Source organism: Microbacterium sp. FG3, assembly GCF_057809335.1.
This window is the reverse complement of the sequence record NZ_JBMDJT010000036.1, coordinates 19,335-27,703: the sequence shown is the minus strand read 5'-3', so window position 1 is coordinate 27,703 and position 8,369 is coordinate 19,335. Positions and strand designations below refer to the sequence as shown.

The 8,369-nt window shown below is 69.7% G+C and carries 8 protein-coding genes and 1 pseudogene; 5 read left to right on the top strand and 4 right to left on the bottom strand.

The features are described from left to right. Positions 1-56 precede the first annotated feature (56 nt). Positions 57-293: pseudogene (locus tag ACODR5_RS11290) on the top strand (YbaK/EbsC family protein); the annotation flags it as partial. 5 nt (positions 294-298) lie between these two features. Here the strand turns inward: ACODR5_RS11290 and ACODR5_RS11285 are convergent. After that, complete coding sequence (locus ACODR5_RS11285) at positions 299-1,570, bottom strand: DUF445 domain-containing protein (RefSeq protein WP_460818171.1); 1,272 nt, start codon at positions 1,568-1,570, stop codon at positions 299-301. Between the two features lie 62 nt (positions 1,571-1,632). Between ACODR5_RS11285 and ACODR5_RS11280 the strand changes: the two genes are divergently transcribed. Then, positions 1,633-1,905 (top strand): metal-sensitive transcriptional regulator, encoded by a 273-nt coding sequence (locus ACODR5_RS11280; RefSeq protein WP_261165083.1) that lies wholly within the window; start codon positions 1,633-1,635, stop codon positions 1,903-1,905. A gap of 26 nt (positions 1,906-1,931) precedes the next feature. Here the strand turns inward: ACODR5_RS11280 and ACODR5_RS11275 are convergent, their stop codons facing one another. The 3 genes from ACODR5_RS11275 to ACODR5_RS11265 form a co-directional block, all read right to left on the bottom strand. Next, entirely contained in the window at positions 1,932-3,110 is a 1,179-nt protein-coding gene (locus ACODR5_RS11275; protein ID WP_488983684.1) for an acyl-CoA dehydrogenase family protein, read from the bottom strand. 62 nt (positions 3,111-3,172) lie between these two features. After that, a complete protein-coding gene (locus ACODR5_RS11270; protein WP_449854806.1) occupies positions 3,173-3,814 on the bottom strand; it encodes an Atu4866 domain-containing protein in 642 nt (213 codons plus the stop codon). Positions 3,815-3,858: 44 nt separating this feature from the next. Further along, positions 3,859-5,082 carry an MFS transporter gene (locus ACODR5_RS11265; protein ID WP_449854807.1) on the bottom strand — a complete coding sequence of 408 codons (1,224 nt, stop codon included), beginning with the start codon at positions 5,080-5,082 and terminating at the stop codon, positions 3,859-3,861. A 377-nt stretch (positions 5,083-5,459) separates the two neighbouring features. Between ACODR5_RS11265 and nrdH the strand changes: the two genes are divergently transcribed. The 3 genes from nrdH (at position 5,460) to nrdE (ending at position 8,340) form a co-directional block, all read left to right on the top strand. Beyond that, positions 5,460-5,693 carry a glutaredoxin-like protein NrdH gene (gene nrdH / locus ACODR5_RS11260; RefSeq protein ID WP_449854808.1) on the top strand — a complete coding sequence of 78 codons (234 nt, stop codon included), beginning with the start codon at positions 5,460-5,462 and terminating at the stop codon, positions 5,691-5,693. An 80-nt stretch (positions 5,694-5,773) separates the two neighbouring features. Next, a complete protein-coding gene (nrdI, locus tag ACODR5_RS11255; protein ID WP_488983683.1) occupies positions 5,774-6,199 on the top strand; it encodes a class Ib ribonucleoside-diphosphate reductase assembly flavoprotein NrdI in 426 nt (141 codons plus the stop codon). Next, positions 6,181-8,340: a class 1b ribonucleoside-diphosphate reductase subunit alpha gene (gene nrdE / locus ACODR5_RS11250; RefSeq protein WP_488983682.1), complete on the top strand. Its 2,160-nt coding sequence runs from the start codon at positions 6,181-6,183 to the stop codon at positions 8,338-8,340. Before nrdI ends, nrdE begins: the two co-directional genes overlap by 19 nt. Positions 8,341-8,369: the final 29 nt, after the last annotated feature.

Sequence of the window (8,369 nt, the reverse complement as noted above, 5' to 3'; positions counted from 1 at the left end):
GACATCATCGCCGCACTCCGGCCGGGCGTGGGGCACTAATCTGACACGATCCAGGTCTGGGCCTCGCCGAGATCCGGCGGGCCAAGCCCGACCAGGTGGTCGCCGCGACGGGGCAGGTGATCGGCGGCGTCGCTCCCACCGGGCACCCGGCGCCCATCCGCACGATCGTCGACGAGCACCTGGCGGCCTACCCGCAGCTGTGGGCCGCCGCCGGCACGGCGCACTCCGTCTTCCCGCTCACGTTCGAGGAGCTCGTGCGCCTCACCGGCGGCACGATCGCGAAGGTCGACTGAGGCGATCAGCCCAGCAGGGCGTGCGCGACCGTGAAGATGGCCACTCCGGCCAGCGCGCCCACGACCGTGCCGTTGAGCCGGATGTACTGCAGGTCGCGGCCGACCATGAGCTCGATCTTCTCGCTCGTCTCCTCGGCGTCCCAGCGCTCCACGGTGTCGGTGATCAGCGACGCGATGTCGTGGCGGTAGCGGTCGACGAGGAACACCGCGGCGTCGGTGATCCATCCGTCCACCCTCGCCTGCAGCGCCGGGTCGGTCTCGAGTCGCTGCCCGACGTCGACCAGCGCATCGCGCACCCGCTCGCGCAACGGGCTCGCCGGGTCCTCGAGCGAGCGCACGAGGCCCGCCTTGGCCGTGCCCCACGCGGCGCCGGCGAGCTCGCGCACCCGCGGGCTGTCGAACACCGACTCCTTCGCCTCGGCCAGCTTTCGTCGGGTCGCGTCGTCGTGCTGCAGGCTCTGCGCCAGCCGGCCGAGGTAAGCGCTCACGGCACGCCGTGCCGGGTGATGCGGATCGGCGCGTACGGCGTCGACGAACGCCACCGCCTCGCGGTAGACGGTGTCGTCGACGAACCGGTGCGCGAGCGACGGCACCCACGAGGGCAGCCGCCCGGAGACGAGCCCGTCGAAGATCGCGCGGTTGCCCGCGAGCCAGCCGGCGACGCTCTCGGCGGCCAGGTCCACGGCCGCGCGGTGCGCGTCGGCATCGACCAGCCGCTCCAGCCACGTGCCGAGCGGCGCGCCCCAGTCGGGGTCGATGAAGTGCTCGCGCGCGAGCGACTCGATCACGTCCTGCACGTCGTCGTCGCTCAGCGCCGAGAGCACGCCCGACGCCATCGCCGCGCCCTCCGACGCGACGCGCTCGGCGTGCGCGGGCTCGGACAGCCACGCGCCGAGGCGGGATGAGATGGGCGTGCCCTCCAGCTTGGCGCGCACCACGGGTGAGGAGAGGAAGTTCGTCTCCACGAACTCACCGAGCGAGCGGCCGATCTCGTCCTTGCGCGTGCGGATGATCGCCGTGTGCGGGATCGGCAGCCCCATCGGCCTGCGGAACAGCGCCGTCACGGCGAACCAGTCGGCCACGGCGCCGACCATGCCGCCCTCGCCGGCGGCGCGCACGTAGGCGAGCGCCGGCACCTCGTCCTGCCACACGAAGCCGACCGCGAAGAGGATCGCGGTGGCCAGCAGCGCCCCGAGCGCAACCGCCTTCATGCGCCGCAGGGCGCGGCGCCGCTCGCGATCGGCCGGGGACAGCAACTCGGTCGGCGTGCGGGTCATGCGGTCATCCTGGCATGCCGAAACGGAGCCGACACCCGGGCGTGCCGAGTACAGTGACCTGCGTGATCGAAGACATCCAGAAGCGCGCGCTGCACCGGACGAGGATCCTGGAGGGCCAGCTGCGCGGCCTCGGCCGGATGATCGAGAACGAGGACTACTGCATGGACATCATCACGCAGTCGCGCGCCATCCAGCGCTCCCTCGAATCGCTCAATCGGCTGCTGCTGGAGAACCACCTGCGCACGCACGTCACCCACATGTTCGAGACGGGGGGCGACAACCGCGAGCAGGCCGTCGAGGAGCTGCTGCGCGCCTTCGACTTCGACGGCCGCTGACGCCGGGCCGCTGGGCCGCGCCCGCGTCAGGACCCGAGCGGCCCGAGCCAGTACGACGCCGCGGTCGCGTGCGCCGACTCCGGATCGGAGGGATGGAAGGCGCCCGCCAGCACGTCGCGGTACAGGCGCGAGAGCTCGTTCGACGCGAAGTACGACGAGCCGCCCGCGACGAGCATCGCCTCGTCGACGATCCGCTTCGCCGCGGCCGTGGCGCGGTGCTTCACGCCCGACAGCAGCGTGAACCAGCGGGCGCCGTGGTCGGCGACCTCGTCGACGTCGCCCGCGAGGGCGGTGATCTGCGGCGGCAGCGCGTCGTAGGCCAGGCCCATTTCGGCCACGCGCCAGCGGATGTCCGGGTCCTGCGCGTACGCGAGTCCTGTCTTCTTCGAGCGGCGCCGGCCGGCCGTCTCGACGGCCAGGTCGAGGGCGCGGCGCGCGATGCCGGTGTACACCGAGGCGAGGAGGAGCTCGAACACGGCGAAGATGCCGAAGACGAGCGGATCGGGGGACGGCCCCGGCGGCACGAGGCGCACGACGCGCTCGGCCGGCGCGACGGCGCCGTGCAGCTCGGTGGTGCGGCTCTGGGTGCCGCGCATGCCGAGGGTGTCCCAGTCGTCGCGCGTGACCACGGCGTCGGAGCGCGGCACGAACGCGAACACGAGCCGCGGGTCGTCGGGATCGGAAGCGTCCAGGCCGTGCAGGCCGAGCTGGGTCCACACCGGCGCGAGCGAGGTGAAGATCTTCGTTCCCGTGAACGCGTAGGCCCCGTCGGGGCGCGGCTCGGCGACGGTGTCGCTGCCGAAGAGCACGAGGTCGTTGCCGGCCTCGCTGATCCCGAACGCGAACACCTCGCCGGCCGCGGCGCCCTCTTGCACGAAGGCGAGGTCGTCGATCCCGCGGTCGCGCAGCACCTTCGCCACGCCCGTCCAGACGAGGTGCATGTTGATCGCGAGCGCCGTGGCGGGCGCGGCCGTCGCGAGCCGCTGCTGCAGCACGGAGGCCTGCGCGAGGCTGAGCCCGGCGCCGCCGCGGTCGGCGGGCACGAGGATCGCGAGGTACCCGGCATCCCGCAGCTCCGCGAGATCGTCGTCGGGGAAGACGTTGTCGGCGTCGACGCGCGCGGCGCGGCCGCGGATGCGCTCGAGCAGCTCGTCGGGCAGGTGGTCGGCGGGCTCGAAGCCCGCGGCGTCCCCGGAAGCGGTCATGCCGCCAGCCTAGAACGGCGGGGGAGGGGCGGGACGGGGCAGCAGGCGTTGGGTCGGCTGCCTCACGGGTGAGCCGATGCCGCCGCGTCACGGCGCAGGACGAATCCGGCGTGGTGCAGGACGCCGCCCACGTACTGCCCGAACGCCCAGAACCCCGTGTCGTCGAGGTACGTGATGCGGTCCCCGTCCAGCCAGAAGCGACCCGTGTACGCGTCGCGGCGCCCGCCACGGGTCTCGCTGTAACGGCCGTCCCGGGTGAGGAACTGCGTCATGTCCCTGCCCGCGTCCGTCCATGCCCCCAGGCGTGGGTCCTCCGCCGCGAGCGCGTCGGTCCCGGCGGCGCGGGTGGGCTCCCCGTCGCGCGCGACGAGCGTGCCGTCAACGACCACCGCGCGCAGCGCGCGCGGGCTCACGACGAGCATGTGCCGGATCTGCTCGGCGCGCACCGCGCCCTCGATCACCGCGAAGGTCGCAGGGTTGCCCGGGACGAGATCGAAGGTGGCGGCGTCCGCGGAGAAGGGCGGCGCGAGGACGGTCTCGACGTACAGGGGCACGGTCGCCGCGCCCCGACCGTCGATCACGTCGGCGTCGGGGTGCTCGCCGGCGTCGGCGGTGATGACGGCGCCCGCGACGTGAACATCGCCCTGCGCCGTCCGCGTCGCGGTGATGTGGATGAGCGTGTCGGTGACGGTGAGTCGGCGCATGCTGTCCTCCAGAGGTGGGTCGAGCTCTGCGGGTGGGGTCGGGCTCAGGGCATGCGGAACGAGCCGGTGACCGTCTGGATCATGCCCGTGTCGGGCTGGGGGCTGGCGTCGCGCCCGCGCAGGTCGGGGAAGCCGCGCACGCACGCGGCGGCGAGGAGCACACACAGCACCGCGAAGCCCGTCGCGACCCAGAACGCCGCCGCCGGGCCCACGCCGTCGATCACGAAGCCGGCGATCGCCGATCCGAGTGCCGCGCCGATCAGCTGGCCCGTGTTCAGCCAGCCGTACGCCTCGGCCGTCTCGCTGAACTTGACGCTCGCCGAGACGATCGAGAACGTCAGCGCGAACACCGGCGCGATGCCCATGCCGGCCACGAGCACCGAGAAGCCCAGCCACCAGGCGTTCAGCGAGAAGAGGGTGAGCGCGATGCCGAACGCCATGATGGCGAGGCGGCGGGCGGCCGACCACGGTCCCATGGGCAGGTGCCCGAAGCCGAGCCCGCCGGCGAGGCTGCCGGCCGCGAAGACCGCGAGGATGAGCCCCGACTCCAGCCCGCCCTCGCCGTAGGCCGCGACCACGCCGGTCTCGAGCGACGAGATCGCGGCGAGCATGACGACGCCGACCACCGTCGACAGGATCACGGGCGGCTTGCGCAGCACGCGGCCGAGCGGATGGCGGCTGCGCGGGATGCGCACCCGGCCGACCTCGGGGGAGAAGATGAACCACGCGCCGCCCGCGAGCAGGAACACGATGATGAGCAGCAGCGCGGCGACCGTGCTGATCTGGATCGCGACGAACGTCGTGAGCACGGGCGCGACCACCCAGATGATCTCCTGCAGCGACGCGTCGAGCGAGAACAGCCGCGTCAGGCGCGAGGCGTTGACCATCTTGGGATAGATCGTGCGCACGGCCGGCTGCACGGGCGGGGTCGACAGGCCGATGACGAGGCCGCACGCGATGAGCGCCGCGACGGGCAGCGGCACGAGCGCCAGCAGCAGCAGCGCGACGGCCTGCACGCCCGTGGTGAGCAGCAGCACGGGCCGCATGCCCCACGCGCCCATCCACCGGCTCGTGAGCGGCCCCGCCACGGCCTGGCCGATCGACGTGGCGGCCAGCACGGTGCCGGCCGCGCCGTAGGAGTGCGTGAGGTGCTCGATGTGCAGCAGCACGGCCAGCGACATCATGCCGCCGGGGAAGCGTGCCGTCAGCTGCGCTGCGATGATGCGCGCGACGCCCCGCGTGCGCAGAAGATCCCGGTACCCCGCCACAGGTGTCAACGCTACCCCGCGCGCGCTGTGCGTGCGCCTGCGCGGCCCGCCCTGCGCGACACGCCGCGACACGCCGACGCAGCCTCTCCACAGAAGTTCGGATGTCGGTGGTCCGCCGTATCGTCCGGGCTGTGGAGAGCCGCGGGGACGGGGCGCCGAATGCCCGGCGATCAGGCGATTCCGCGGGCGCTCCGGCCCTCCGAGCTGTGGACGAATCGGTGCACAGACCTGTGGGCAAGCGGTGGAGAGCGGTGGAAAATCACATGGATGTAACTACTACCCCTTGTGGTGCATCTGAATGTCGGTACCCATATGTAGTATTGAGCTCCCGGCGGAGGTTACGCCGGCACAGCACAGATCTTGAGGGGAACAGCAACATGGCGATCACGGTCTACACCAAGCCGTCCTGCGTCCAGTGCACGGCCACGTACCGCGCTCTGGACTCCAAGGGCATCGAGTACGAGGTCACCGATCTGTCGCAGGACCCGGCTGCTCTCGAGCAGGTCAAGGCCCTCGGCTACATGCAGGCGCCGGTCGTCGTCACCGACGAGGGCCACTGGTCGGGCTTCCGCCCCGACAAGATCGACGAGCTCGCCGCGCGCCTGGCCTGACCGACGCGTCGGCCGGGTCGCCGGCTTCGGCGCCGTCGGGAACAGCCCTTCGAGGCAGCTCAGGAATCCGGGGAGGGATCATGGCAACCGCAACCGCGACCGAGGTGCCGCTCCTCGTCTTCTTCTCGAGCGTGTCGGGCAACACCGCGCGTTTCATCGAGAAGCTCGGGCTGCGGGCCGAGCGCATCCCCCTGCACCGCTCGGACGAGCCGCTGAGCGTCGACGAGCCGTATGTGCTCGTCACGCCGACCTACGGGGGCGGCAACGGCAACGGCGCGGTGCCCAAGCAGGTCATCCGATTCCTGAACGACGAACACAATCGACGCGGGATCCGCGGGGTCATCTCCGCGGGCAACACCAACTTCGGCGACGGCTTCTGCCTCGCCGGTGACATCATCAGCCGCAAGTGCGACGTGCCCCACTTGTATCGGCTCGAACTGTTCGGCACGCCCGAAGACGTGGATCGCGTCAGCGAAGGATTGGAACGATGGTGGAAGCTGCAGTGACCTCAGACGTGGACTTCAAGCACGACGTCAGGTTCGAGGGGATGGACTACCACGCCCTCAACGCGATGCTGAACCTGTACGACGAGAACGGGAAGATCCAGTTCGACGCCGACAAGCGCGCCGCGCGGGAGTACTTCCTGCAGCACGTCAACCAGAACACGGTGTTCTTCCACTCGCTCAAGGAGCGGCTCGACTACCTCGTCGAGAAGGAGTACTACGAGGGCGCCGTCATCGAGAAGTACCCGTTCGAGTTCATCCAGAAGCTCAACGACTTCACGTACGCGCAGAAGTTCCGCTTCGAGACCTTCCTCGGCGCGTTCAAGTACTACACGAGCTACACGCTCAAGACGTTCGACGGCAAGCGCTACCTCGAGCGCTTCGAGGACCGCGTGGTGATGACCGCGCTCGCGCTCGCCGACGGCGACCAGGACCTGGCCATGAAGCTCGCGGCCGAGATCATCTCGGGCCGCTTCCAGCCGGCGACGCCCACCTTCCTCAACGCCGGCAAGGCGCAGCGCGGCGAGCTCGTCAGCTGCTTCCTGCTGCGCATCGAGGACAACATGGAGTCGATCGCGCGCGGCATCAACTCGGCGCTGCAGCTGTCCAAGCGCGGCGGCGGCGTGGCCCTGCTGCTGTCGAACATCCGCGAGGCCGGCGCCCCGATCAAGCAGATCGAGAACCAGTCCAGCGGCATCATCCCCGTCATGAAGCTGCTCGAGGACTCGTTCAGCTACGCGAACCAGCTCGGCGCGCGCCAGGGCGCGGGCGCCGTGTACCTCTCGGCGCACCACCCCGACATCATGCGCTTCCTCGACACCAAGCGCGAGAACGCCGACGAGAAGATCCGCATCAAGACGCTCTCGCTCGGCGTCGTGATCCCGGACATCACGTTCGAGCTCGCCAAGAACGACGAGGACATGTACCTGTTCTCGCCGTACGACGTCGAGCGCGTCTACGGCGTGCCCTTCGGCGACATCTCGGTCACCGAGAAGTACCGCGAGATGGTGGACGACCCGCGCATCAAGAAGACGAAGATCAACGCGCGCAAGTTCTTCCAGACCCTCGCCGAGATCCAGTTCGAGTCGGGCTACCCGTACATCATGTTCGAGGACACGGTGAACAAGGCCAACCCGATCAAGGGCCGCATCAACATGTCCAACCTCTGCAGCGAGATCCTGCAGGTGAACACGCCGACCACGCTGAACGAGGACCTCTCGTACGACCAGATCGGCAAGGACATCTCGTGCAACCTCGGGTCGCTGAACATCGCGCTCGCGATGGACTCGCCCGACTTCGGCCAGACCGTCGAGACGGCCATCCGCGCCCTCACCGCGGTCAGCGACCAGAGCCACATCCGCTCGGTCCGCTCGATCGAGGACGGCAACGACCGCTCGCACGCCATCGGCCTCGGCCAGATGAACCTGCACGGCTACCTCGCCCGCGAGCGCGTGTTCTACGGTTCGGAGGAGGGCATCGACTTCACGAACATCTACTTCTACACGGTGCTGTTCCACGCGCTGCGCGCGTCGAACAACCTCGCGAAGGAGCGCGGCGTGACGTTCGAGGGCTTCGAGGACTCGACGTACGCCTCGGGTGAGTTCTTCGACAAGTACATCGAGCAGGTGTGGGAGCCGAAGACCGCCAAGGTCAAGGAGATGTTCGCCGGCCACCACATCCCCACGCAGGACGACTGGCGCGCGCTGAAGGCCTCGATCCAGCAGCACGGCATCTACAACCAGAACCTGCAGGCCGTGCCGCCCACCGGCTCGATCTCGTACATCAACAACTCGACGGCGTCGATCCACCCGATCACGTCGAAGATCGAGATCCGCAAGGAAGGCAAGCTCGGCCGCGTCTACTACCCGGCGCCGTTCATGACGAACGACAACCTGGAGTACTACGAGGACGCGTACGAGATCGGCTACGAGAAGGTCATCGACACGTACGCCGCCGCCACCCAGCACGTCGACCAGGGCCTGTCGCTCACGCTGTTCTTCAAGGACACCGCGACCACGCGCGACATCAACAAGGCCCAGATCTACGCCTGGCGCAAGGGCATCAAGACGATCTACTACATCCGCCTGCGTCAGATGGCGCTGGAGGGCACCGAGGTCGAGGGCTGCGTCAGCTGCACGCTCTGAGCGGCTGATCCGGTTCTTCTGAGAGAGAA